This window comes from Allobaculum stercoricanis DSM 13633 (assembly GCF_000384195.1).
GTDB classification, from domain to species: Bacteria; Bacillota_I; Bacilli_A; order Erysipelotrichales; family Erysipelotrichaceae; genus Allobaculum; species Allobaculum stercoricanis.
In genome coordinates, this window is record NZ_KB913034.1 from 931,420 (window position 1) to 955,698 (window position 24,279).

The window sequence follows — 24,279 nt, forward strand, 5'->3', positions numbered from 1 at the left end:
AATAGACCAGAACTATGACTCTATGACATGTGAATAAAAATCCCTATTTCTTTCACTCATATTTTCGTGAGTCTTTGAATAGGGATTTTTTTTCTTGCTTTAAAGAAATCAGCCAAAAGATCTATTTGAATTTAGAAGATTTGGTCTTTGCGTTTGAATCACTAGCCTTAAATTGTTGCCGATAAGCAGTTGGGGCTTGATTCATCTTTTTTCTAAAGAGTCTAGAGAAATAGAGTTCATCATCATAACCAACGGACCGACCGACATCACCGATGGAAAGATTAGTAAAACGCAGCAACTTACAAGCGTTATCCATGCGCACTTGCAATAAGTAATCTTTGATACTAACACCCATTTTTTCTTTGAAAATACGATGTAAATAACTGCGGTCGAGGGCAAGGGCGGAAGCAATTTCATGAACCGTGATTTTTCGATCATAGTTTTGATGAATCAAAACCAAAATTTGATCTACATAATGAATAGGACTAATACTTGGCTCTTTATGAGGCGGAAAGGAAACTGTCATTTGATAAAAGATTGAATACATTAAGGCATTTAATCGTAAATCATTATTCTTAATTGGCTTGATGGTAGATAAAAGTTGAATTTGTTTAAATAATTCACTTTTTGGATCGTAGCGAAATACAGGATTATTCCACAATGATGTACGTCTTAAAAATTCTTCGATTTTTGCCCCACGCCACCCGATCCACCAATATTCCCACGGATCATTGGGATCAGCGCAATAATAGATACGTTCTTTTTCTGTGATAAGAAAACCTTCGTTTGCGTCAAGTTCAAATTTCTTGTCGCCTTTAACAACCGTTCCTTTTCCTTTTGTGACAAAGTAAATGAAATAAGCATTTCGTAAGGCAGGGCCAAAAGATTGATGCGGACTCGACTTTGTATAACCAAAACCTAAGATTGTTGCATCTAGGCTAAGATTAAAATCATTCGAGAATAAAAACGCTTTGTTGTCATCGATTATTTCGTTTTCTTTATAGAAAGTCATCATGCATTTACCCCTTTCTAAAATTGAACAAAAAAGAATCTTTTGTTTTTGATTCATGAAGTAAAGGATGTGATTGAATGTTGTTGTTAAGAGTATTTTAATTCATTTTATTTTTTATTTTAAAATTAAACATAATCTTTGTGGTCTTTGGCTGGTTTTGTTGGGATTAACCGTATACTTTAACGATAACCATCATGATTTCGGAGTGTGTCAATGAGAGTATAAATTCTTTTGCATAACTTAAATGAATCTTAAAATCGATAAAAGACTATTCATTAATCCTCGAAATTATTACAAACAATGCTATAGAAGAAGTTAAAAGAAACAATATGACTTCTCAGATAAAGGCTTAAATTGCCTTTGCTTGATGCTTTTTACTCAGTGTTAGTGAAAAGAAAATCACAAATCTTTTTAAAGTTAGTTCGATAGGTGTTTTTGTCAATTGAAAATTGGTCCATTTGCGTAATTGAAATCTGATCCACTTAAGGGAGAAGAATACTGCTCTTTCAAGAGCAGTCCCTTCTCCTTAACACCCCTAGGGGTGTCGCGTTTTTTTAAATTTATTTCTCTGATTTTTCTTCAACCCATTTCTTCGTTTCTTTCAGCCTATAGCTCTGACCAGTCATATTGATCATGTGAGCCTTATAAGCAAGTCTATCTATCATCGCTGCTGTCAATACTTCGTCCCTGAAGATCTCTTTCCATCGATTGAGCTCCAGGTTACTGGTGACAACGATGGATTTCTTGCCATTTCGGCTTGAAATCAAATTAAATAGTATTTCTCCTGATTTCTGATCGAATGAGCAATAACCTAGTTCGTCTAGTATAACAAGATCAAAACTTTCAAAACGTTTCTTATAGCGAAGAATTTGGTTCTGGCTCATTGCTTCTCGGATCTCAATCAAAAGATCAGATACACCAATAAATAGAACGCTCATGTTGTTCAAGCAGGCTTCTACACCTAGACAGATTGATAACGCACTTTTTCCTGTCCCTGGATTCCCAATAAGTATCACGTTTTCTCCTTTTTGGATAAACTCTAAAGTCGATAACTCTTTTACTTTCTGCTGAATCTCAATTCTTAGATGTTCCGTCTGAAAATCTTCGAGTGTCATTCGATTGGGAAAATGCGCTAACTGCAGCCGTTTTTGGATACAGTTCTCATTCCGACTCATCGTCTCCCCCTTAAGAATCTCTTCTAGGAATTCTGCATAATCTGGTTTATTTTCTCTTGCATCCGCAATGAGATCTCTGTAGTTATTCCGAATAAAGGGCAGGCGAAGTCTTTTGGCATATACTTCTATCATCATTTTCATACTCACTTTCTAGGCAAACAGTGCCTGGTATCCCTGCAATTGATCAGCTAGGGGCTCGTAAACTGGTTGAGGGTAAGGCGCTTGGCAAGCTTCCATTTTGAGCAATTCTTTCAGTTGATCTAAAGGAAGATTCTTATTCCGAGTGAGTATAGCTATGAATTCTCTCGGTTTTTCGCTAAAATAGTTGTCGTAAATAGTTTTAAGTTCTGGTTCAGCTTTGAGGGCGGCGCTGTTTCTCAATGCTCCAGGCTTTTTTCTCAGCGTGCTTAGATAGTGTCGTATATCGAAGCACGTTTTTTGTTTTCCATCATTGATTCTTCTATGTTCAGCAACTTGACTATGTTCGTAATAGACCTTAACTGTTTCTGTATAAATTTTCACTCTGACTTCTTTGCCGACGAGATGATCAGGAACCGAATACTGATTTCCATCTACGCTGATCAAAGAATACTTGTTGACTGTTCGGTCAACAATTTTTGCGGATTCGTAATCTGGAAGAATAGGGATAAGAAATAACTGTTCTTCCTTCCATTTTGTGTCCTTATTCAGATCGACAAGGCATTTTTTAAGCCACATTCTTGCTTCTTCTAAACTGTCAAACTGATATTTCAAGGCAAAGCTTTTATTTCTAACAACTTCTACTGACCGTTCAACCGATCCTTTCTCGTTTCCAGAAAATGCGTTGGTCACATTGACCAGAAAGCCATAGTAATGGGCAAAACGGATCAATTCTGGATTGATTTCTTTTTCAGTTTTACCGATGAATTTTGAGATGACGTTTCTCATATTGTCGAAAACGCCTTCTTTAAAGCATCCTCCAACTTCATGAAAGAAGCGGATCATTGATTCGAAAAATACCTGACTTTTTTGATTTTCGTATAAGTAAGCAGCTCTATATCCTGACCAAGGAGAAGTCATAACCGCCAAGTAAAATGTTTTTTTCTGACCGTTAATCATCAACTTCACTTCGCCAAAGTCGTATTCAAATCTATCTCCTGGTTCATATCGTTGGCTGATGAAGCATTCTTTGTGTCGGTTTTTCTTTTCTTTGATCTTTTTTGTGATCGTCGATAATCCAACATCGAATCCAGCGTCTTTGATTAATTCCCAGATCTGCATGCATGTTAGATGTTGTTTATGAGAAGTCCCCAATAAACGTGTTTTTTCCTCTTCGTTTTCAAGAATTTGATCCAGTAAAGCATCTACTTCTGGAGTGTACTTTCTTGGGCGCCGTGTTGAAGTGTTGTAAGAAGGAGGAACAAGACACTCCTCGATCAATACCTGACTGTTTTCCCAGGTTGGATTATCCACAAGAGAAGCTCTGTTCTCTTTGAATTTACGATAATACTTTTCTCCAGTTGTTCTCGATATAGCACACAGCTCAGCAGCTTTTCTAGATGAAATTCCGCTTTCTCGTAAATCTATATATTCAAAAATCTTCATAATTGAAAGCACCTTTCTTGTCCTCCTTTACGGAGAAACATTACAAGCAAGGTGGTACAGATTTCAAATCCGATCAGCACTTTTTTGGCCCATTTTTAAAATACGAAAAACAGATAGGGCAAACATTTTCATAATACTTTCCGTTGAATAAAAAAATTCAATTAAGAGATAAATTATTCTAATAAGATTAGGATATTAACCGGTAATTGATTTATTTTATCGTGTTTAAGGTTAAGAGCATAAATTTTTGTGAATTCATAATCTAAGGTATATACACCATTTTATAGATTGCTTGAAACATATAATCTCTTCTATAAATTGAATAATTAGGAGGAATTGAAATGAAACAGTATGCCTATATTCGTGTCTCAAGTAAAGATCAAAATGTCTCTAGACAAATTGAAGCAATGCAAAACGCTGGGATATTGGAACAGGATATGTATATGAATAAAGAATCAGGAAAAGATTTTAATCGAGAACAATACCAACTGTTATTAAAGAAGCTGAAAAAAGGTGATGAGCTTTATGTTAAATCGATTGATCGCTTTGGATGAGATTATGATGAGATACAAGAACAAATCTTTTATTCAGTTCAGTATTATTACTTATTTCAGGAATTTGAGCTCTCATTGCAGTTGGCATGAGATTACATAAATTCAATGATGAAATTTAATAAAGTGTTAGTATAGGCAGATAAAAAAACACTCTAAAATGGGAACAGACCAGTCGCTTCAATACGAAGATCAACTGGTCTGTTTTTTATTATTTTCTGCATTTAAAAAGCTGCATATAAATTGATTAAATTATGAAGAGAGTAGGTAGCCAAATAAGAGCAAGGACTAAGAGTTGGCGTTTTTTTGTCATATTGAGATAGGCGATATATTCTCTTAAAAAAGCATTAATCGTAAAATACAACTTCGTGCGCGAACCATAACCTAATGCGTTAATATTCATTTTTTTTGAGAGTAATAAAGCACGGAATACGTGATAGTAAGTTGAAACAATGCACGTTTTTCCATTAGGCTTCGAAAATATTTTTCTCGAAAATTCTAAGTTTTCTTCTGTGTTTCTTGATTGATCTTCGCAAATCGTCCGATCGGGATCAGCACCATTTTGTAAAGCCCATTTTTTCATCGCGCGACCTTCTGGAACTGTTTCTCCTGGCCCTTGTCCGCCGGATAGAATCATAAAGGCATTTGGATTACATTTTTGCATTTTGATTCCTTTACGAATCCGACCTTGTAAAAGGGGAGGAACTTGATCTCCAAATAGCCCAGAGCCTAAAACAACTATTTGATCAAAATGTTTTCGTTTACCAAAGTGGATGAGGTTAACGATTGCAGAAAGTAAAAAGATGGCAAGTTGGAACGATAAAAATGAAGTTGCTGTGGTCATTAAAGAGGCAAATAAGCCTAAAATCGGGTGTGAAGTCGGATTTATATAACACAATATAAAGACGTTTAAAACAATCCCAAAGGCAAGACCTAACGTTAGACAATTTGTAAATGAAAATCCCTCTTTGCGAATCAATTGGATTCCTTCAATGATTAAAAATGTAAATAACAAGAGCGGGAACATCGCAAGGATCAATAAAATTGCTAAAGCAGCAAGCTGCATAAGTGCATAGAGAATTTTTTGTTCCATAATCCATTGGGAATAGCGAAACATCACAAGCAGCAAGGATAATCCTGATCCAAATAAACAACATAAAGCACCAAACCCTGACCATAATGATCGTCGATTTAAAACAAGGATAACGATGAAGAAAATACTTGTCATATAAAATGGCATCATCGTCGCAATCCATATGATTAGTTCCATCTGATCCATAATATCCCACCTTAATTGTTACGATTAGTATAACATTTGTGTTGATTTAGATTTTGTTTCTTTCAGTATTGTCACGATCTGTAATTTTGCGATAAAAAAGGCGACTTCTATATAAAGCCGCCAAGGTATTACAGGGAATAATTATTCATTTCGTAGTGCTTCTACCGGGTTTTTACGTGAAGCTATCGAAGCTGGAATTAATCCGGCAATGATCGTTAAGATCAAGTTAATGGCAATTAAAATCAACCCCCCTTGCCAAGGTAATGACGCAATATTTGCGACATCGGTTAGATTTTGAATGATCATCGAAATTGGGATATTCAATAGAACGGTAATTAAAATACCTAAGACACCGGAAGTTAGACCAATGATAAACGTTTCTGCGTTAAATACATTACGAATATCACGTTTCGAAGCTCCCATAGCTCGTAAAATACCAATTTCTTTAATGCGTTCAAGAACTGAAATATAAGTAATAATTCCAATCATGATAGAAGAGACAACTAGGGATACGGAAACAAAGCCCATTAATACATAAGAAATCATATTGATGACGCTTTGAACTCCCGATAACATCGTACCGATTGTATCTGTATAAGAAATAATGTTTTCTTCTTTACCCGCATCTTCTTGTGCTGTGTTATATTCAGTAATCAAATTCGATAGTTCTTCCTTTTCATCAAATGAATCAGAATATAGTTTGATTGAAGAAGGTGTGTCTAAATCGATGACTCCTAGTTTTGTGATATTAGAATCATAAGTTGCATTCACATTGTCGTTGTAGGTTGTGATATATTCTAAGATTTGTTCTTGAGACATTGATTGAAGTTGCATCATTTCCTGTGGAGTTAAAGAATCCATGGAGAATTTTTCACCAGAAGAGAACGGTTTTCCGGTGAATACGTTAGTGGAAGGATTATCTTTTTGTTCTTGAACAATTTCGGCTTCATCCGCTTGTTGACCACACCAATTACGTAGGGAAGAATCATACAAGATTCCACCTAATGCTGATGTGCTAACCGTTTTGTCAGCTGGCTTGACGATTCCAACAATTTTGACCGTTTTTGCCTTATGATTCAGGACATCTTGAACAAAGTCTTCGTTTTCACTACGGTCAATCCACAAACCGTTTTCTTTAGCGTAAAGCGCACTATCAGAAACAACTTTAAGTTCCATTCCTAGAAAATCATCATTGGTATATTCTTTGGATTCAATGTTTTCTAATTTATTGGTCTTACCGTCGATGACTTTGTTATAGTTTTCAACTAAAGCATCTTGATCGAGCAAACCAAGTGAATATAATGCAAAGTCAGTAATTTCATTTTTAGAATTGACTGCTAGAAGGATTTCATCCTCGCTTTGTGGCCAAGAACCATCGATTAATTGATAGTTTTTATCTCGTAGAACTTGCGAATCTGGCATTTGAATCCAAACTTCTTGATTCATTGGCGAAGACATACCTACTGTTGATTGCAAAGTTCCGATTTGAGATAAGCCAAGTTTATCCATTAACCCATTTGGCGAAACTTTGACTAAACCATAATCAGAAGCATCGTTATAAACACTCATGTTCATTCCATAAGAATATTCAATTGCTTCGGAATGTTCTTTAAATTTTGTTCCTTGATCGGATTCTAGGTACTTTTTGAATTCAGAGAGGTTATTGGTTTTCGTATTTGAAATCGAATTTAAAATCGATTCAACCATTTTTGAAGTTTTGATCTTAGATGAATCTTCTTGTGGATCAGCTTCATCAGACATATCCATCATTGTTGTCATCATGACGGACATATCCATCGTGTTATCTTTTAATTCGATAGGATATTCAGCCATCGTATCGCTTTGTACACGATTGATATACGTCTGCATCCCATTAGATATCGACATGATCAACCCAATCCCGATAATACCAATAGAGCCTGCAAATGCTGTTAAAAATGTTCGCGCTTTTTTGGTCATTAAGTTATTGAAGGAAAGGGAAAGAGCAGTCGAAAATGACATACTCGGTTTAGTTAGAATTTTCTCTTTTTCAACAATTTCTGCTTCGGTAACTGGTTGGGAATCTGAAACTAACTTACCATCTTTCAACCGAACGATACGAGTTGAATATTGTTCGGCTAGTTCCGGGTTATGGGTAACCATAACAACTAGACGATCTTTTGCGATCTCTTTTAACAGATTCATAATCTGAACGGAAGTTTCAGAATCAAGTGCACCAGTTGGTTCATCAGCTAATACAATTTCCGGATCGTTCACTAAAGCACGAGCAATCGCCACTCGCTGCATTTGACCACCAGACATTTGGGTTGGTTTTTTATAGATTTGATCTTTTAAACCAACTTTTTCTAAAGCATCAATCGCTCGTTGTTTTCGTTCTGACTTTGGCACGCCGGAAAGAGTTAACGCCAATTCAACGTTTCTCAATACCGTTTGATGCATAATTAAGTTGTAACTTTGGAAAATAAAGCCAACGCGATGGTTTCGATACATATCCCAATCTTTATCAGTATATTGCTTCGTACTTTTTCCATTGATGATTAAATCACCACTAGTGTATTGGTCTAACCCACCAATAATATTTAAAAAGGTTGTTTTACCACACCCAGACTGACCGAGGATGGATACAAATTCATTGTCCCGAAAGGTAAGGGAAAGATCGTTAACGGCCGTAACCACTTGGTCGCCAGCATAATATTCTTTAACGATATGTTTACATTGAAGCATAAAAGTCCTTTCTGCCTTAAATTACTCAAAGAATACCCAGATTAAATATGAGGATATTTTCAAGTTATGTAGTAGAGTATATATAATTGTTCAAATAATTATCCAAATATATATAATTTGATCAAATATATGAACAAATTATATTATGATCACATTTAATATGATGTCCAACATTTTGGATTGATTTAAGTAAACTTTAAGAAAAAAGCAAATGGCTATTGTGAAGAATTCACAAATCGATCTTTATGCGGATTCAGGAGTAAAAAATGCAATAAAGTTTAAAGTGAATAGACAAGACATAATCGATTGAGAAATTACATCAATTAGGGGAGCACACACAGCAAATGAGCTCGACAAAATTTTAGTTCTATCAAGATTTTACTATATAATTGAATTGAGATAATACAAATTTAACGCTCATCAAACGAGATGATCATCTCTAAAGCCTAAAAGGTTAAAAAGATAAGACTATCATGCACAAAAATAAAACAAAATGAGAATCAGCGGGTCATAGACGATAAATGACGAGCAAACAAGGATAGCGAAGTAATGAAGTCATTATGATTGAGAACTTATTTGGACAGCTTAGATCAGTAATCTATATTAAATCTGCAAACGAACTAAAAGATGTGAAACGAATCATTGACGGTGAGCATTATTTTATCCGATCGTGTAAAATAAATAATTTTAATGCGAAACGGAAAATCAAAACAGAAAGAAGGTGTACTTATGAAAAATTATGTTATTCAATTAATCTTTTTCTCAACAATGTTGGGTTTTTCGATCAATAATTTTTCATGGATAATTTCATTGATATTATTCGTTATAGATATGTATTTTATATACAAACAGATACAATTAAACAAAAATAAAGAATGAAAACTACTCCTATATTTGCCCAATCTTTGCTGAAGTAATGAGAAGCTCCCAATCTATAGAACACGATCAATATATAAATCATGTTCATGGATAGGAGCTTTTCTTAATCTATCTGAAATCCTAGCAACTAAATGTTACATAATATAAATTATGCGAAGTTATTGATATGACAACATAAACTGCTTCAAACAGAATAAATTGAATAATTTGACTCAATTATGGAATCATATGCCCTACACTACACATGTGGCTTGATGCAAATTTTCCTTAGTGGATATTTCTTTACTGAATATATCTATAACTCGCAATAGATCAATCTGCCCTAAACATATTTTAAGTCCATATATAAATCTTCCGTATCATTTTATTTGCAATTTAAAAAGCACCCATTTCACTGGATGCTTTCCTCGTGTTTTAAGTCAATCTAAGCGATGGCTTTGATTAAATGACTCATATTATTACTTATTTTTTGCGTCTGGATAATTATGTTTGAATCGCCCGCCATAAGCACTGTTTTTCGCACCGATTAAATATAGTGCTAATGTCGTAGCGAGTACGCAAATAAAAATAATTAAAGCCCCGGTTTTCAACTCTACCCTACCTGACATAGTAAGGTATAACATGACTGCTACTACAACAAAAATCAAAACGAGTAACAGTACGTTAAGCAGATTGTTCTTCTTTTGCATATGCAGCCTTCCTATCATTACAAGAATGAATTTTTAGAATAATTTTAAAATTTTTAAATTTTGGAGTAGTGCCTTAAAACATGGTAGGTATAATATACGAAACATTAATTCTCATTAAAATTAAAGCTATACAAAGTAAATTCCCTAATTGAGAAATTCGCACCACTATACCCATAACCGCCTCCAACTAAACAACTATAAGGATCATTAACATACGAACGATAATTAATCGTATATGTTAATTTTGACATATTTGGCGTAGCCCACTAGCCTGTAATTTCACAAGTCAATAGTGCGGGAACATAAGTAACGCTTGTAATTGTCGATCCTTTACTTAATATTTGTGCTGGTCAAAGATTCGATTTCAAAATTTTCTAATAGTATTCCTCCTTTTAAATATTTTAGATCAATAGAATGTTTCAATTGATAGCGCTATCTTTATATAAAGAGTAGCATTCAACATTCTAATTGTATAGTCATATCGAATATTTAATCATATAAAAAATCAAATTATATATTAAAATATATCTCTTTGCAACAGAACAGATTCTAATTACATAAACGAAATCACACTTTAAAGTGTCAAAATTTTGAATAAACTAGATCGTATGAATTGTTTTTACATATATAAATGTAAAGGCGAAAAAGGATTGAACTTTACTTCTGAAAAAGAAGAAATACAAATGCTTTTTCGCCTGTTTTTAAATTGATTAGTTTGAAAAAAGGTCTCGCAAATTTATGGACTAGAGACTTTAGTGTGTCATGTCGTTTGTTATGCTGCCCAAATATCAAATGCACCTTCAATATGGGAGGGCAATTGATGTTGGGACTCAAATTGTTGTGCAGGAATGTTGTAAATCCATATTGCTTTTGAAGTTAATACGAGGATTCGATCTGCATCTAAACGTCGAATAGATTGTAAATACTCTGTTTGCTCTACATTATAAGATTGTGGATCAATCGTAATGAAATGATTCGAAAGATCATGAATATTCAATAACGTAAATGACATTACATTTGAACTTGATGTATCACTATAATCAATAGCCACTAATCCATTTCGAAGATCAAAAATGTTGTGATAATCATATCTTTCACTCGTTACGGTTTGTCGTTCTCCAGTCAAAATATCATCAATGATAATTGTAGGTAAAACTACATTCTCTTGACCCGTTACTACATTTCGTCCTCCTCGAATTGTAGTGACTAATTTATTCTCTACGAGAGCCGAATTTCCATAATACGTTGTGACGTCTGCAGTATCGAGCCGAGTTTCTTGTACCAAATTTAATTGACCATCGACAAGGTCAAAATGATAAAGATAACTTGCAATATTTTCATTATCAGCCATAGATAATCCATACATATAGATTTGATTGCCGTCTACTGAAAAGCTATTTGCGTATATCGGACGATTGAAGACATATTTATCTACAAGTTCTAGGTTTGGCGAATATACTGCAAGATAAGTATCATAATAATTATATTGAGAAATAAAGAAATATTCACTAGATTGACCTGTTGTTTGGGATCCAGCATCGAGTTCTGTTTTTGTAAGGACCTTCCCTAATTCAAAATCAATTGAAACAAAACGGCCTGTCTTCCAAGAAGGTCCATAATAATCACTCAATAATAAATAACGATTTTGTATGATTGGGCGGTTTATATAATTATTTAAACCATGCTCGATCAGTTTGAATGAATTATGAGAAGTTTCTTGAAGCAATCCATCTTGATAAGAAAAACTGCTGATTCCGTTTTGTGCAACAACATACAGATCTGCTTCATCTGGGGTATCAAAACGATAACTTTGATGATCTTTATAGTAACGATATCCTAAAAATCCTGCGATACAAAAGGCAATGACGCCCAATAATGTTAACCACCTTTTTCTTCGCTTTACTTTATTTGTTTTTGTTTTCTTCTTGTTGACCTGTTTCATAAATAAATCCTTTCGTTTGCCATAGACGGAAACCCACTACCTTCAGGTGGTGGAAGGCGCCTTGTGAATCTTTAGCCATTAACCCTGACTCTCAATATACTTTTGTATAGTCGCTGACGATACTTCTCCAATACTGCAAGCAAAGTATCCGTCTGACCAAATTATCCTTTTTTTCCAATACTGTTTAGACAGAAACGAACCATACTTTGCCAGATGTATTTAAATTATACTAAAGGTATGAATTAAATATCCATTGTTATTTAAACAAATAGAATTAAAACGATGCAATTCAATTTTATCTATAAAATACGGTTAACGATAGAATTGTTTCGATAAAAAAAACAGGATATTGATGATTATCCTGTTTCAATTTCAATCAACTTTCGCAATATAGAGGCTTATGTCTTTAGATTATATGAGTTGCATATAGCTGAGATAAGCATAAACGAAATAGAGGCCTACTCCTCCAAAAAGTATCATCAATGTCGTCTTAATTGACTTAATTGGATGGAAGATGATTTGGCAAACCAATGAGATAGCAGCAAGAATGAAAAAAAAGATAAAAGAATAAACTAACATACTACCAAAACTAACCATAGTGACCTCCTTAAAATCTATATGTGTAATTATAGCACACCAAAATAAGTCAGAATTGTATTCGCTATGAAATGATGTTTTCTAAATTTAAGAACGAATCGTGGATAAAAGATACTTATATTGACCTGCTACATTGTCCAACATGAATTTTTCTTGATCAAGAAAAAAATCGTTGTTCTTTGCATTTGAGCTAGAGCAACGATTTTTTTCGTTCAATTTATGATTCGTGATTTTCTTTAGATCGTTTTCGACCAACGAAAATCACAGCTATACCCACGATTGCTGTTAGTATGGAGATGTATTGAGAAGTGGATAATCCATTGACCACTCCACGGACAAGATCACCTCTAAAGAATTCAATAATAAAGCGGCCAAACGAATAAGCGAGCAAATAAATTGCCCCGACTTCCCCTTTAAATTTTTTCTTAGAAGTAAACCATTCTAAAAAGAAGAATAGTCCAAAATCAAACGCCGACATGATCAGCTGACTAGGAAATAAAGATACACCTGATGGAGCTAAAGAATTGACAGGAAAAACAATGCCAAAGGATTCCATTTCTACACCATAACAACATCCAGCTAAGAAGCATCCAATTCGACCAAATCCTTGTGCTAAAGCAACATTAGGAATGACTAAATCAAAGATCCGCCAGAAATCCATGCCATGATTTTTACAATAAACCCATCCAGCAATAAAGCCGCCAATGATTCCTCCATAAACAACCCAACCATCACCTAAATTTGTTAAGATCGTTGGATCATTTGGAATATCTGGTAAACGTGTGATCCAATATAGCAGCTTGGAACCTAAAAACCCACCACCGATGACTGAGAAAAACAACCATTCTAAGCGGCCATTTTCTAAACCAAACTTACGAAATTTTCTTTCGACAAGACTATATGCGATTAAAATCCCAATGGCGATCATTAACCCATACGAATAAATATGTACAGGACCAATGGAAAATAATATAGGAAGCATAGTAACTCCTTTCTCATTCATACAAATGCGATATACGTTTTATTCTAATCATTCACAATCACAATTTGCAAACGAATCGCATTTTATCTACTTGTTTCTTTGGATGCGCATTGATCCGCATTAACTTTTGCATGCAATGTGATCAAAACAAGTTCAGGTGGATTGAATAGTCGCGGAACAATCATTTGATCCCCTAATCCACAGGACACAACCATTTGCATGCGATCTCTTTGATAAATTCCCCTTGTATACTTAGGAAATAAAACTCGTCGATCGCCATTAAAAGGCGAAAAAATTCCACGATTGAACAGACGGCATTGGCCACCATGCATATGACCACTAAAAACTAGATCAGCAAAGTTTTCTGGAAGTTCATCAAATAAATCAGCTCGATGATTAATGAAAATCCGCGGAAAGATTTGACTTGGTATTACTTCGAGATTTTTGTGAAACTGTTCAAGCCTTTGTAAGTATGTCCAATTGTAGTCTAAATCTGGATCTTCAATTCCACAAATCTCTAACGTTGCTTGATGCAGCGTGAATTCTTCACGTTTATTATCTAACACATGCACTCCCATCGCCTTTAAGTTTTGTTTTGTTTGTGACCAGTTTTTTGCATAGTATTCATGATTACCACTGACAAAATATACGGGCGCATACTGTAAGACTTTTTGAATAAATTGGGTGGTTTCTTCTACTCGTTTAACTCCATCATAAATATCACCACTACATAGAATAAGATCTACGTGTTCTTGATCTAAAACATCAAAAACGGGGACATGATCATTGCCATGCAAATCACTAAGATGCGCAATGCGTAATCCATCTAATTGAGGATCTAATGCATCTATATCAATAGAATATCGGGATGTAATTAATGTTTTTGACATCGCCATCCCGATCAACAAAAAGACGACAAGGGCAAGTATAATTGTGATTAAAAGGATGAAAATTAAGTGTTGTTGGATAAAGTTCATAATTTCCTTTCTTCATTAGCTTTATAAAAATAAGTGAAGAATCTCCTCATTTTGTTTTAAGGATTTAATTTTCCAATACTTCACTCTTAAAGATCGTATTATTGCTCCATTTTAAATAAAAGTGGCTTTTCATTCGAGCGAAGTAACCTTTCTCTAAGATTATACCTATACTTTTTCGGTCAACCGATCAGTAAGTTGTGGAATAGGATAACTATACTAAGCTATATGAAATAAATAAATCCACATATGGATTTAAGAATAGTGTAGGTGAAAAGTATATGTGTACTGGATTATCTTTTAAAAATGGAGATCACCATTATTTCGGTCGAACTTTAGATGTTGAGTATTATTGTCCTGTTTCCGTGACAATCGTTCCACATCATTATGATTTTAAATTTAGACATGTTTCTAGCCCAAGAAATCATTACGCAATGATTGGCATGGGATTTGTGCAAGACGATTATCCATTATTATTTGAAGCTGTAAACGAAAAAGGACTAGGTATGGCTGGACTAGCATTATGGAACTCGTGTCATTACTTTCCAGTTCAAGAAGGCAAAACCAATGTCGCTTCATTTGAGATAATTCCCTATATTTTAGCATCATGCCAAAATGTGCAAGAAGCTAAAGACGCTTTGCAAAACATCAATATCACAGATGAAATGTTTACCAAGGGACAACCCAATAGTCCATTACATTGGCTAATTAGTGATGAAAACGAATCGATCGTTTTAGAAAGTACAAAAGATGGTGTTCATGTCTGCGAGAATCCATATCAAGTTTTAACCAATGAACCTCCATTTCCTTTCCATGAAATGAATTTGAACTACTATTGTAATGTGTCTAATCATATCGAAAACTTTGATCGTTCTCGTTTTGCTCGAGAAGTTCCAAATTTCAAGCATATCGGCGCAGGATTAGGGACCACACAATTACCCGGCGGATTAGATCCGATCTCGCGTTTTGTTCGTGTCGCATATTTAAGCATGAACTCTGTTACTCAAGATACTGAACAATCAAATGTTTCCCAATTCTTCCATATTCTCCAAGGGGTAAGTCAACCTTTAGGGGCAAACCAAAATAAACCAAATGATTACGAATACACGCAATACACTTGCTGTATCAATACGAAGACATTGCGTTTCTATTATTCAACATATGATAACCAATCATTAAATGCAGTTGATCTAAAAAGCGAAAATTTAGATCGCAACCAAATCATCACTTACCCTGTCATTCATGATTTTCAGGTGAATGTTCAAAACAAAGTTCACAAATCATAGTGATCTATCTTGATTAACCATAATCATGATTTTCAATCATAAAGGAATTCTCGTTCAATTTTCGTTCGTGAATTCCTTTTTTAATTGGAATAAAAAGAAAGACTGACTATTCTCTTCCTTTTTGAAAGTGTAGTCAGTCTTTCTGATTTCAATATCTTGAGAAAATAAAACTATTGTTTTTGACCGCAGTTTGGACAGAATTTAGCATCTGGCGAGATTTGTTTTCCGCAATTTGAACAGAAACGTGTCGTTGGTTTTGGCGTTCCATCTTCTGGGCAGAATTTACCATTGCATTGATTTCCACAAGTTGGACAAATCCAAGTCGTGTCGTTTGTTGTTGCAGGTTTGGCTTGAGGTTGACTTGCTTGTTGAGCCATTTTGGCTTGAAGTAAACCTTGTGCATTCATGCCTTGGCCACCAGCTAAACCCATGCCCATAAATCCATTCACCGCACCATTCGCATTGGCAGCAGCATTTTGCATTGCTTCATTTTGCGCATTGATCATCGAACCAAATGCCATATCGACATTAGATAAAGTTTTCGCATTTTCTAATTGAGCAACGCGCTTTGCATCCTCTGGATTGAGTTCAGGCGTTAATGCAACTTTGACCAATTCAATTCCCCGTGATTCAAGCCATTCTTCTTTTAGTGCTTCATTTAATGCATGTGCTAAATCTTCATCATGTAAGTAAATATCTTGATAACCATTTGTACAAAGTGGTGCAATCCGTGCTAAAGCAGCTTGGATTTTAGGGATCATTTCCATGCGCAATTGCTCGGTGATCTCATTTTTTCGATATTTAACAGATGGATCCATAAGCAACTTTTCATAAAAAGTTGCAGGATTTGAAATTCTAAACGTATAGTAGCCATGAACGCCCATTAAAAGACGAGTATTTAAATAATTGTCAATAAATGGAACTTTCCCTGCACCGACAGGGTTTTCTGCAATTTCTTTTAAATTGATATAAATCAAATGACAAGTGTTTGGGGAGTGTCCACCGTATGTAAAACGGTCTTTCACCATTTTCCAGACATTATCCCAGTTTTTAGAGCCACCGTTTAATAACGAAGGTTCGGCATTTGTATCATAAATATATTGTCCTGTTGTTTCTTCCGTATCAGCAATGACAAAGTCGTGAACTTTTCCATTTTCGATTAACAGAGCCGCTTGATTGATGCCGACATTAAAAACTGAACCGTCAGTTAAAACAGTCGTTTCGCGACCATTTTTCACGGTTGCCGGAGCAGCAAGGATATCGTTGGATAGTCCTTGACAAATTAAAACTTCTTTGGGCTGATCAGTATAAGCAGAACCTGCTGCTTGCAGCCCCCATCTAATGATTCCCATAATTGATCCTCCATAAAGATCATCCGGATATATCCAGGTTAAATTAAATATAACATATCCAAACATAATGTTTATCTTGATTATTCTTATTGTTTCCTAAAATCATTCAGTAGACTTTTCATCTTTCTTTTACAGCTTTTTTATCTTTTCTTAATGTTTAGAACGTTTATTATGTTGCCCGAAAGTTGTGTTTTTAAATTTGCGGCAAAAAACTGATACAAATCACGCAAGAGATTTCAAAACAATCAATAATTTGATCATTTAAACGAATAAAATTATTAAACAAATATTTTTCAAATAATACATGGAATTTATGAATTTCGTCCTTGAGATAAATATTTATCCTCATAAAATAACACTCGAACAGACACCTAAACTTGTTCAAATCAATAGATCAATTGGAATAGGACAGATTGTCGTTTATCGATTCCCTATCTTGCATACGTTTATGCATTTACTTCATTCAAACAACTGCCGGCATTGATTGAATCTAATTGGTCTTTTCATCTTGATGCAAAGGAGAACAACAGTCCATGACCCCCATTTTAAGCTCTACCAAAATGATTCAACAATTAGCGAATCCTCTATTCAAACAAGACTTAGTGAAAAAGCACGAGTTTTACCAATGCATTTATCCGATTTTAGATGACCTATATATCCCGGATAAATCGTATCACGATCCTCATCCACCATACTTTTCAATTATTAATGATCATTATGGTTATCAAGAAGATGATCCCATGACACCAGAACGTTATGAATTTGAAACAACAGAAGCCTACTATCGCATACGTCAATATAAAAAGGAACTTGCGATGCTATGTAATGAAACAGAAAAAAATATGGCTATGCGAAATCATGATCCTTACCTTTCGGATACTGAATTTCGACAATTTGTCCTTCTTCGTTATTTGCGCAATCTGACAATCAATCATCTAAAAGAACTAGGTTCTAGGTATCCTTTTACTTCATATGAATCCTATCTTGAAATTTTTAACGATAAGATCGTTGACTATCTTTATGGAATGAGTATTACATTTCGTAAAATCGGTGAACCCGAGCATGTTTTACATTTTTTAATGGATGTAAATTCGCAAAAAGTTATTAAATTTCATGAAATAGATCAACAAATCGTCGAACAAAGCGTACTTCAAACGATCGATCGCCTCGACATTATTAATACATTAATCGAATTAAATTTATTTGATTGGCATACTCGTTATGAAGCAAAACAAATTGACAATCGAATTGAACATGGAGGACAAGCAGATTGGCATTTGCACTTGTATTTTACTAAACGTAAAAATAGTGGATTTGATGTTTACGGCTCAGAAACTGTTCCTTGGAATTTCGTTCGACTAGCCAATATCTTAAAAGCGAATTAGTTCAAGTTATAAAATAAAAACAATAAAACTGAATGGATGACATCACTTAGTGATCTTAGATAGATCATTGTATTGAATTGTTTATAAAAAAAACGTGCATCAGTGTTGCACGTTTTTTTTAGCATTTGACTTATCATGTATTTTTCTTATCTCTTTTTACAATAAAAATTGAGTAAATGGCGAATTTATTAGTTGAATTTAATTTTGGTTAAAAATGAGTTAAAACTATTTACCCGACTCTTATCTTCGGTGTTATTGTGAAGTAAAATCAATAAGAAAATTCAAGAAGAGCTCATAACCTTAAAAGTTGATTTACTATGTCATTATCATTCTATCGTCAATCGACAAACATCTCTTTTATAATATGTTTTCCAATTGCGATTTAGCATCTAATGGCCATGGATGAATCACTTTAATTCCATGATCTAATAGATAATTTATATAAAATAGAGCAGCTTCTTCTAATGAACACTCAAGTTGTTTTAACAGATCATCTAAATAAGGTGGAATGCCATTTTGATCCCAAGCGATTTTATCAGCTAAAAAGATGATAAAACTTCAATTCGATAGTTTTTTCTTAGTGTTGTATGGCATTCTATACTATCTAAATCTGTGTATTTTCAATGTCGAAATATTCTTGTTAAAGATATCTTGAAATTTTTTGATGGATAATTAAAGGAAAATAATATTCCTTAGCGACTAATTCAATTCCATATCGTTTTGCGAATAGCACTCTTTGATCGTTAGGATAGATTCCTCCTACATCATGAAGTAAAGCGGCAATATAAACATTATTTTTAATCTCTTTTCTAACGTGAAAGCGATTGGCTAATTCGACTGCATTATTGACTACTTGTAAAGAATGATTATAAATATGCATACATTCATTCTGTTCGAATAATTCTTTTATTCCATTTAATAAATAAATAGTCCATTCAGGGCGTCCTTTAAAATATAGGTTTCGATTAATCAATAAAAAAGAAGAAGTAAACTCATTACGAAGTACTTCTTCTCATATACTTTATAGATTAATATTTGTCGTTGCAACGTTTTTTCAAAGTTAAGCTTGGCTTGAACTTAGGTAATTTAGTTGCAGGGATTTCCATTTTTTCACGAGTAATAGGGTTGATGCCCATGCGGCTTTTACGATCAAAAATAGTGAATTTACCGAAACCAGTGATTTCAACAGTACCACCTGTGATTAAAGCTTCTTCCATTTCTTCGAAGATTGTGTTGACGATATCAGTCGCATCTTTTTTCTTAATGTGGTACTGAGAATATAATGTTTGAATCAAAGATTCTTTATTAACAAATTTTGTCATCGTATTTAAAACTCCTTCTTTAGGTTTCTTAGCATTAAATCATTAGCGCATTCTTTAGGTTCTTTGCCATTAAAAAGAATTTGATAAACTTCTTCACAAATTGGCATTTCAATATGTTCTTTGAGGGCAATGTCATGAACAACTTTTGCCGTACGAATTCCCTCGGTTGTTTTCGTGTTTGTTTCTAAAAAGTGACGTACATCATTTTCTTGACCAATTTGCTTTCCGGCTTGGAAATTTCGTGAATTTTCAGATGAACAAGTCACGATTAAATCACCTACACCAGTCAGACCAATGAAGGTTTCATGACGACCGCCAAAATGAGTACCAAAGCGGATCATTTCTTGTAAGCCACGCGTGATTAAAGCAGCTCGAGTATTATCTTTGTAACCCAAGCCAGCAATAATCCCACTTGCAATGGCCATGACGTTTTTGATCGCAACTCCGAGTTCAGAGCCAATTTCATCATCGCCTGTATAAATGCGTAAATAGTGATTGGAGAAAAGTTCTTGGACCGTTGACGCATCTATTAAAGATTGAGAAACAGCATCAATTGACGTTAATTGACGGACTACAACTTCTTCAGCATGAGAAGGTCCAATTAAGGAAACAACAGATTTTAGTTTTTCAGCTGGAACTACACGACGAATTACTTCACTCATTCTTTCGTCTGTTTTAGGGTTAAAACCTTTCGCAACATTGATCACAATTACTTGTTTTTCTAAATAGCTAGCAGCTTGTGTTGCGACAGATTCAATCGCTTGAGTAGGAACGGCAAGTAAGACAATATCTGCATCTTTTAAAACAGAATAGTCTGTTGTTGCGTGCAAATCTTTATTAAGTTCAACGCCTGGGAAATATTTGCTGTTACGATGATTTAAATTAATATCATTTACTTCATCTTGATTTACCCCGATAAGTTGAACGGGTTGTTGATTATCCGCAAGTACTTGGGCTAAAGCTGTACCCCAACTTCCGCTTCCAATAACTACAGTTTTCATATATTTATCTCTTTCTTGCCTGAATATTAATCGGTGTTCCTACAAATCCAAATGCTTCACGCAATTTATTTTCTAAATAACGTTTATAGGAGAAGTGGAACAATTCCGGTTCATTAACGAAAATTAAAATGTTAGGTGGAGCAACCGACACTTGTGATGCGTAGTAAATTCGCAACTGTTTTCCATTGTGTGGTTTTGGTGGGTTCATCATCTGTGCATCCATGATGACATCGTTTAATACATTCGTTGGTACACGAAGTGTACAAGATTCATGGACTTCATCGATTAAAGGCATTAAGTTTTGCACTTTAGCTCCTGTTAATGCCGAAACAAATGCGATTGGTGCATAGGATAAATATTTAAATTCTTCACGAATTTTTTTCGTGATTTGAATCATTGTTTTATCATCTTTTTCCACGGTATCCCATTTGTTATAGACGATGATGACACCCTTGCCAGCTTCATGAGCAATTCCGGCAACGTGCTTATCTTGCTCGCGAATTCCCTTTTCGCCGTCAATGAGAAATAATACAACATCAGCACGATTAATGGCACTAACAGCTCGTAAAACAGAATATTTTTCTACATTTTCGTAGATCTTTCCTCGTTTACGCATTCCAGCAGTATCGATAATGACATAATCGCGTCCTTCATATCGAAATGGGGTGTCAACGGCATCACGAGTCGTGCCTTCAACATTAGAAACGATCGCTCGTTCTTCGCGTAAAATAGCGTTTGTTAAAGAGCTTTTTCCAACGTTTGGACGACCGATTACACAGAATGTTGTCATCCCATCATAAGTTTTCATTTTTTTATCTGGAAGTAATCGAACAATTTCATCGAGAACTTCGGCAACACCTGTCCCGTGGGCAGCAGACATTGCAATTGGATCACCAAGACCTAAAGAATAGAAATCATAAATTCCCATTCGTAAATCTTCGTTATCCGCTTTATTGACTGCTAAAACGACTGGTTTTTTAGAACGTTTCAGCTTTCTGGCAACAGCCATATCATCCTCTGTGACACCTTCAATGGCGCTTACTAAATAGAGAACGACATCGGCTTCTTCAATCGCGATATCGACTTGCATACCAATTTCATCTGCGAAGTCTTGATCTTCGATTTGAATACCACCTGTATCAATTAAATAGAATTGCTGAGTCAACCATTCCGCAACTCCGTAAATACGGTCCCGTGTTACGCCTGGCATATCATCAACAATACTTTTACGTTCGCCAATCATACGATTAAATACGGTTGACTTCCCTACATTTGGGCGGCCGACGACCGCGACTGTACCTTTAATCATAGTTATTCATCCTTTAGAGTATTTTCGATCAGGTCGACAATTTTTGCGACAGTTTCATCAAATGTCAAATTGCTAGAATCGATAACAGTTGCTTGTTTTGAGATTGTTAACGGATCTGTTTTTCGAGTACGATCGGCATAGTCACGATCTTGAATCGCCTTTAAGACTATTGAATAAGGAACTTGAATACCTTTTTCTAAATCTTGTAACATGCGGCGTTTTGCTCGTGATTCTACTGATGCATCCAAATAGATTTTGATTTTAGCATCAGGTAAAACGACATCGCAAATGTCTCGACCATCTAAGATATATCCTTGTTTTGAAGCGATTTGTTGTTGTAATGCAACGAGTTTTTTTCGTACCTGTGGTAAGGCAGAATACTGTGAAGCTAATGCAGATACGTGAGGTTCACGAATCTTATTGGTTAAATCAACGCCATTGACCACAACTTTTCCATTATCCATGGAAAGTTCAATTGCGTCTAATGCTTGCTGAAAGGTTTCATTGTAGGATGCAGGAACATTTTGTTCGTGAAGTGCAAGGGCAATTGCACGATACATTGAACCAGTATCTAAATGAATTAAGTGATATTTTTGGGCAATGACATCACTAATCGTACTTTTTCCTGCTCCACTTGGCCCATCGACAGCAACGTTAAAAAGTTTCATTAAAAAATCCTCAATTTTGACATCCAGAAAATTGTCAGACCGATTAACACGGACAAAATAATGCAACATAAAATCATAAAAATTAATGCTGCTTTACTTGCCGGTTTATCTAGCGAAGAATCATGAACAATTTGACGCGATTGGCGTCGAGGTTTTTTGGAGGCGAAGTATTGCTCTTGGGCAAGATCCTCCGGTGACTTTGTTCGTGATAGTTTTTGTTGAGGTTGATCTTTTTGGATTGTCTTTTTTTCTTGTGAAGGTGCATTCACCTTCGCGTCAAGAAGCTCATCTGTCTCGAGTATTTCTCTAAACTGCGCACTGCGACTGGTTTTGGTAGGTGTTGGCTTATGCGCTGTACGCACGGGCATGTCCGCAAATAAATCAATTTTTGATTCTTGATTTTTTGGGGACGGTTGTTTGACATTTGTATTTTGAACAACGGAAGAAAGATCTGAGGAGAACAAGTTTCTTGTCGTTCCCCCATCGTCTTGTTTTTGTTCCATTGTCATTAAATGCGAATTGCGTCGTTCAACGTCATGTGAAGGATTCGAAATTCGATTAAGAATTTCAATTTGTTTATCTTCTAAATGAGCGTATGAACTGTTTTGGTTATAAACAGACACTTCATCAAATAAATCATCCATGACAGAATGTGTCTGGGGTAAAACATGTTGTTGTGACGGGGATTTTTTGTTTAAATCCGACCCGACATTTTTTTCGATTTTGGGTTGATCATTGCGATCAACTTGATCGAATTGTATGGAATCCCGAAGATCCTTATATCTATCTTTACGAGATAATTTAGCCATTGAATGCCCTCCTTGGACAGTGTTTCCATTATACCAAACTTACCTAGGGCTAGTTAGTGTTTTTACCTTACATAAAGGCTAGCATAAAAAAAGCCGCAGGGCGGCTCTTGGATTAGGATTTAGCGCGTCCGGAGTATTTACCGTCAGCAGTTGAAACGACGATCATTTCTCCTTCGTTGATGAATAATGGCACTTTTAACTCAAGACCAGTTTCAAGTTTTGCGTTCTTTTGAGCAGAAGAAGTAGTGTCTCCTTTAACTGCTGGTTCGCATTCAACAACTTGGAGAGTTGCTTTATCTGGAAGAGAAACACCGATGATTTCTCCTTCATAGCTTGTGATATTTACGTTGTCGTTTGGTTTAACGAATTTACGTTCCCATTCAAGACGAACCATAGGAATTTCTACTTGTTCATATGTTTCGTTATCCATGAAGACCATTGCATCTTCAGTATCATATAAATATTGCATTTCACGTTTGTCGATCATAGCTGGTTCTACTTTTTCGCCGCCGCCCCAAGAAAGTTCAACGTTACTTCCAGTACGAAGGTTACGAACTTTTGCTTTTACGACCATTGCGGAACGTGCTGTTTTGTTTTGTAAAGTATCTAATACGATATAAATTTCACCATCTACAGTGATTGTTTGACCCGGTTTTAAATCGTTGGAACTAATCATCTTTATATAACTCCTTATTTTGTCTAAATTTACAGATCTTTATTCTAATAGTTTTCGTTTTTGTGTCAATGATTTTAGCTTTA

Annotated in this window: 20 protein-coding genes and 1 pseudogene; 3 read left to right on the top strand and 18 right to left on the bottom strand. The window is 35.0% G+C overall.

Going from position 1 to position 24,279, the window contains the following annotated elements; genetic code table 11:
- Positions 1–121: 121 nt before the first annotated feature.
- The 3 genes from ALLST_RS10105 to istA form a co-directional block, all read right to left on the bottom strand.
- Complete coding sequence (locus tag ALLST_RS10105; RefSeq protein WP_019892864.1) at positions 122–1,015, bottom strand: AraC family transcriptional regulator; 894 nt, start codon at positions 1,013–1,015, stop codon at positions 122–124.
- 557 nt (positions 1,016–1,572) lie between these two features.
- The gene (gene istB / locus ALLST_RS0104340) at positions 1,573–2,328 is read right to left on the bottom strand and encodes an IS21-like element helper ATPase IstB (RefSeq protein ID WP_019892562.1); all 756 of its coding nucleotides are present in this window, start codon (positions 2,326–2,328) and stop codon (positions 1,573–1,575) included.
- A gap of 9 nt (positions 2,329–2,337) precedes the next feature.
- Positions 2,338–3,771, bottom strand: a complete 1,434-nt coding sequence (gene istA, locus ALLST_RS10110) for an IS21 family transposase (RefSeq protein ID WP_019892865.1) — start codon at positions 3,769–3,771, stop codon at positions 2,338–2,340.
- A 341-nt stretch (positions 3,772–4,112) separates the two neighbouring features.
- Between istA and ALLST_RS11035 the strand changes: the two genes are divergently transcribed.
- A complete protein-coding gene (locus ALLST_RS11035; RefSeq protein WP_019892866.1) occupies positions 4,113–4,325 on the top strand; it encodes a recombinase family protein in 213 nt (70 codons plus the stop codon).
- 244 nt (positions 4,326–4,569) lie between these two features.
- On the opposite strand, the gene ALLST_RS10120 is transcribed toward ALLST_RS11035, so the two are convergent.
- The 7 genes and pseudogenes from ALLST_RS10120 to ALLST_RS0104400 all read right to left on the bottom strand — a co-directional run bounded on the left by ALLST_RS10120 (position 4,570) and on the right by ALLST_RS0104400 (position 14,391).
- On the bottom strand, positions 4,570–5,601 hold the full coding sequence (locus tag ALLST_RS10120) for a YdcF family protein (protein ID WP_019892867.1): 1,032 nt from the start codon (positions 5,599–5,601) through the stop codon (positions 4,570–4,572).
- 141 nt (positions 5,602–5,742) lie between these two features.
- Entirely contained in the window at positions 5,743–8,325 is a 2,583-nt protein-coding gene (locus ALLST_RS0104360; protein WP_019892868.1) for an ABC transporter ATP-binding protein/permease, read from the bottom strand.
- 1,337 nt (positions 8,326–9,662) lie between these two features.
- Complete coding sequence (locus ALLST_RS0104375) at positions 9,663–9,893, bottom strand: hypothetical protein (protein WP_019892871.1); 231 nt, start codon at positions 9,891–9,893, stop codon at positions 9,663–9,665.
- Positions 9,894–10,665: 772 nt separating this feature from the next.
- Positions 10,666–11,835 carry a hypothetical protein gene (locus tag ALLST_RS0104380; protein WP_156816563.1) on the bottom strand — a complete coding sequence of 390 codons (1,170 nt, stop codon included), beginning with the start codon at positions 11,833–11,835 and terminating at the stop codon, positions 10,666–10,668.
- Between the two features lie 78 nt (positions 11,836–11,913).
- Positions 11,914–12,042 (bottom strand): annotated as a pseudogene (locus ALLST_RS11685) (transposase); the annotation flags it as partial.
- A 607-nt stretch (positions 12,043–12,649) separates the two neighbouring features.
- On the bottom strand, positions 12,650–13,414 hold the full coding sequence (gene lgt / locus ALLST_RS0104395; RefSeq protein WP_019892875.1) for a prolipoprotein diacylglyceryl transferase: 765 nt from the start codon (positions 13,412–13,414) through the stop codon (positions 12,650–12,652).
- A gap of 83 nt (positions 13,415–13,497) precedes the next feature.
- On the bottom strand, positions 13,498–14,391 hold the full coding sequence (locus ALLST_RS0104400) for a metallophosphoesterase (RefSeq protein ID WP_019892876.1): 894 nt from the start codon (positions 14,389–14,391) through the stop codon (positions 13,498–13,500).
- Positions 14,392–14,669: 278 nt separating this feature from the next.
- Here ALLST_RS0104400 and bsh point away from each other — a divergent pair, with 278 nt between their 5' ends.
- Positions 14,670–15,674: a choloylglycine hydrolase gene (gene bsh, locus ALLST_RS0104405; RefSeq protein WP_019892877.1), complete on the top strand. Its 1,005-nt coding sequence runs from the start codon at positions 14,670–14,672 to the stop codon at positions 15,672–15,674.
- A 170-nt stretch (positions 15,675–15,844) separates the two neighbouring features.
- On the opposite strand, the gene ALLST_RS10125 is transcribed toward bsh, so the two are convergent.
- Positions 15,845–17,026 (bottom strand): SPFH domain-containing protein, encoded by a 1,182-nt coding sequence (locus ALLST_RS10125; RefSeq protein WP_019892878.1) that lies wholly within the window; start codon positions 17,024–17,026, stop codon positions 15,845–15,847.
- Positions 17,027–17,559: 533 nt separating this feature from the next.
- On the opposite strand from ALLST_RS10125, the gene ALLST_RS0104415 reads away from it, so the two are divergent.
- Complete coding sequence (locus tag ALLST_RS0104415; RefSeq protein ID WP_019892879.1) at positions 17,560–18,411, top strand: hypothetical protein; 852 nt, start codon at positions 17,560–17,562, stop codon at positions 18,409–18,411.
- 640 nt (positions 18,412–19,051) lie between these two features.
- On the opposite strand, the gene ALLST_RS11040 is transcribed toward ALLST_RS0104415, so the two are convergent.
- From ALLST_RS11040 to efp, 7 genes are all read right to left on the bottom strand, one after another.
- The gene (locus ALLST_RS11040) at positions 19,052–19,291 is read right to left on the bottom strand and encodes an HD domain-containing protein (protein WP_019892880.1); all 240 of its coding nucleotides are present in this window, start codon (positions 19,289–19,291) and stop codon (positions 19,052–19,054) included.
- A gap of 148 nt (positions 19,292–19,439) precedes the next feature.
- A complete protein-coding gene (locus ALLST_RS0104425) occupies positions 19,440–19,733 on the bottom strand; it encodes an HU family DNA-binding protein (protein WP_019892881.1) in 294 nt (97 codons plus the stop codon).
- Positions 19,734–19,738: 5 nt separating this feature from the next.
- Positions 19,739–20,734, bottom strand: a complete 996-nt coding sequence (locus ALLST_RS0104430; RefSeq protein WP_019892882.1) for an NAD(P)H-dependent glycerol-3-phosphate dehydrogenase — start codon at positions 20,732–20,734, stop codon at positions 19,739–19,741.
- A gap of 4 nt (positions 20,735–20,738) precedes the next feature.
- A complete protein-coding gene (der, locus tag ALLST_RS0104435) occupies positions 20,739–22,043 on the bottom strand; it encodes a ribosome biogenesis GTPase Der (protein WP_019892883.1) in 1,305 nt (434 codons plus the stop codon).
- A gap of 2 nt (positions 22,044–22,045) precedes the next feature.
- Positions 22,046–22,711: a (d)CMP kinase gene (cmk, locus tag ALLST_RS0104440; RefSeq protein WP_019892884.1), complete on the bottom strand. Its 666-nt coding sequence runs from the start codon at positions 22,709–22,711 to the stop codon at positions 22,046–22,048.
- A complete protein-coding gene (locus ALLST_RS0104445; RefSeq protein WP_019892885.1) occupies positions 22,711–23,520 on the bottom strand; it encodes a hypothetical protein in 810 nt (269 codons plus the stop codon). The genes cmk and ALLST_RS0104445 overlap by 1 nt, the downstream gene beginning before the upstream one ends.
- A 112-nt stretch (positions 23,521–23,632) precedes the next feature.
- Entirely contained in the window at positions 23,633–24,196 is a 564-nt protein-coding gene (gene efp, locus ALLST_RS0104450) for an elongation factor P (RefSeq protein ID WP_019892886.1), read from the bottom strand.
- Positions 24,197–24,279 lie beyond the last annotated feature (83 nt).

What these genes read in the sequence shown, in the direction of transcription:
- istB (WP_019892562.1), bottom strand. Translation starts at nt 2,328, where the DNA reads ATGAAAATGATGATAGAAGTATATGCCAAAAGACTTCGCCTGCCCTTT.
- ALLST_RS10125 (WP_019892878.1), bottom strand. Translation starts at nt 17,026, where the DNA reads ATGGGAATCATTAGATGGGGGCTGCAAGCAGCAGGTTCTGCTTATACT.
- der (WP_019892883.1), bottom strand. Translation starts at nt 22,043, where the DNA reads ATGATTAAAGGTACAGTCGCGGTCGTCGGCCGCCCAAATGTAGGGAAG.
- ALLST_RS10105 (WP_019892864.1), bottom strand. Translation starts at nt 1,015, where the DNA reads ATGATGACTTTCTATAAAGAAAACGAAATAATCGATGACAACAAAGCG.
- efp (WP_019892886.1), bottom strand. Translation starts at nt 24,196, where the DNA reads ATGATTAGTTCCAACGATTTAAAACCGGGTCAAACAATCACTGTAGAT.
- bsh (WP_019892877.1), top strand. Translation starts at nt 14,670, where the DNA reads ATGTGTACTGGATTATCTTTTAAAAATGGAGATCACCATTATTTCGGT.
- lgt (WP_019892875.1), bottom strand. Translation starts at nt 13,414, where the DNA reads ATGCTTCCTATATTATTTTCCATTGGTCCTGTACATATTTATTCGTAT.
- ALLST_RS0104400 (WP_019892876.1), bottom strand. Translation starts at nt 14,391, where the DNA reads ATGAACTTTATCCAACAACACTTAATTTTCATCCTTTTAATCACAATT.
- istA (WP_019892865.1), bottom strand. Translation starts at nt 3,771, where the DNA reads ATGAAGATTTTTGAATATATAGATTTACGAGAAAGCGGAATTTCATCT.
- ALLST_RS10120 (WP_019892867.1), bottom strand. Translation starts at nt 5,601, where the DNA reads ATGGATCAGATGGAACTAATCATATGGATTGCGACGATGATGCCATTT.
- ALLST_RS0104380 (WP_156816563.1), bottom strand. Translation starts at nt 11,835, where the DNA reads ATGAAACAGGTCAACAAGAAGAAAACAAAAACAAATAAAGTAAAGCGA.
- ALLST_RS0104445 (WP_019892885.1), bottom strand. Translation starts at nt 23,520, where the DNA reads ATGGCTAAATTATCTCGTAAAGATAGATATAAGGATCTTCGGGATTCC.
- ALLST_RS0104415 (WP_019892879.1), top strand. Translation starts at nt 17,560, where the DNA reads ATGACCCCCATTTTAAGCTCTACCAAAATGATTCAACAATTAGCGAAT.
- ALLST_RS11035 (WP_019892866.1), top strand. Translation starts at nt 4,113, where the DNA reads ATGAAACAGTATGCCTATATTCGTGTCTCAAGTAAAGATCAAAATGTC.
- cmk (WP_019892884.1), bottom strand. Translation starts at nt 22,711, where the DNA reads ATGAAACTTTTTAACGTTGCTGTCGATGGGCCAAGTGGAGCAGGAAAA.
- ALLST_RS0104425 (WP_019892881.1), bottom strand. Translation starts at nt 19,733, where the DNA reads ATGACAAAATTTGTTAATAAAGAATCTTTGATTCAAACATTATATTCT.
- ALLST_RS0104375 (WP_019892871.1), bottom strand. Translation starts at nt 9,893, where the DNA reads ATGCAAAAGAAGAACAATCTGCTTAACGTACTGTTACTCGTTTTGATT.
- ALLST_RS11040 (WP_019892880.1), bottom strand. Translation starts at nt 19,291, where the DNA reads ATGCATATTTATAATCATTCTTTACAAGTAGTCAATAATGCAGTCGAA.
- ALLST_RS0104430 (WP_019892882.1), bottom strand. Translation starts at nt 20,734, where the DNA reads ATGAAAACTGTAGTTATTGGAAGCGGAAGTTGGGGTACAGCTTTAGCC.
- ALLST_RS0104360 (WP_019892868.1), bottom strand. Translation starts at nt 8,325, where the DNA reads ATGCTTCAATGTAAACATATCGTTAAAGAATATTATGCTGGCGACCAA.